Raw genomic sequence first — 884 nt, forward strand, 5'->3', positions numbered from 1 at the left:
CTTTATTTGATTTAGGCCATGCTTTCTTTATGTGGCACTGTTTGGTTATTTATTATGGCTTTTTTTATTTCTTGTCTTCTTTTTGAACGATCTTTTGGTCCTCGCTTATTAACATCATTATATTTTTCACCAAATACTTGCTCAATAGGTAAGCCTAAACAGTTTGATATTGCTTTTGCGACTACCTTCGATGTTGAGCCGCCTTTAGCAACTAACGTTACATGTGAAGTACTCAAGTTTAATGCTGATGCAATATCAGTTAATAGAATGTCTCTATTTTTAAGCTGTTGTTTTATCTTTTCAAATTCTAATTCTGTACAATTCATCAAAAATTATTCCTGTATAAATAGTTTGGTTAATATGTTTTCGTTGATAGTTATTACATATCAGCGGTAAACTTATGAATATGTAAAATGTTTTACATAAATTAAAATGCAAAATAAATTGTGCGATAGTTCTATACAAACACTAATGCACAATTTATTGTGTGTCAATACGAAAAGTTAAATACTTTTTGGCAAATAAATTGGTTGACTGTTAAATATGATTAACACTATTATTGAGAGCGTGGACTTGGATATTGTTTTAGAACGCCTAAAACAAGAATTTAATGTTAAAAGTGACAGAGCTTTATCAGATAAATTAGGATTATCTACTTCTGGTATATCAATGAGTAGAAGTAAAAAGGCTTTGCCATATGCTGCCATTGTTAAAACTTGTGCTAAATACTCTGTCTCTACGGATAACATTTTTGGTATAAAGCTTGATAATTCAGAAAATAAAAGACCACAATCGTTACCTAATACAGTTATTTCTCAGCCGAAAGGGTTAACTGCTAAAGATTTATTAGCAGTTAATACCATGGTTGATAAAGTACTTAAAGA

General features: G+C 30.0%; 2 protein-coding genes. One reads left to right on the forward strand and one right to left on the reverse strand.

What is annotated here, in order from left to right; translation table 11 throughout:
* Positions 1 to 11: 11 nt before the first annotated feature.
* Complete coding sequence (locus tag CJF42_RS26215; protein ID WP_095369401.1) at positions 12 to 326, reverse strand: hypothetical protein; 315 nt, start codon at positions 324 to 326, stop codon at positions 12 to 14.
* 247 nt (positions 327 to 573) lie between these two features.
* On the opposite strand from CJF42_RS26215, the gene CJF42_RS26220 reads away from it, so the two are divergent.
* Positions 574 to 884: helix-turn-helix domain-containing protein (locus CJF42_RS26220; protein ID WP_170940794.1), on the forward strand; the 311-nt coding region annotated here is incomplete at its 3' end.

Source organism: Pseudoalteromonas sp. NBT06-2 (assembly GCF_002276045.1).
Taxonomy (GTDB): Bacteria; Pseudomonadota; Gammaproteobacteria; order Enterobacterales; family Alteromonadaceae; genus Pseudoalteromonas.

Excerpts from the sequence above, each read along its gene's own strand:
- CJF42_RS26215 (WP_095369401.1), bottom strand. The coding sequence starts at position 326 with ATGAATTGTACAGAATTAGAATTTGAAAAGATAAAACAACAGCTTAAA.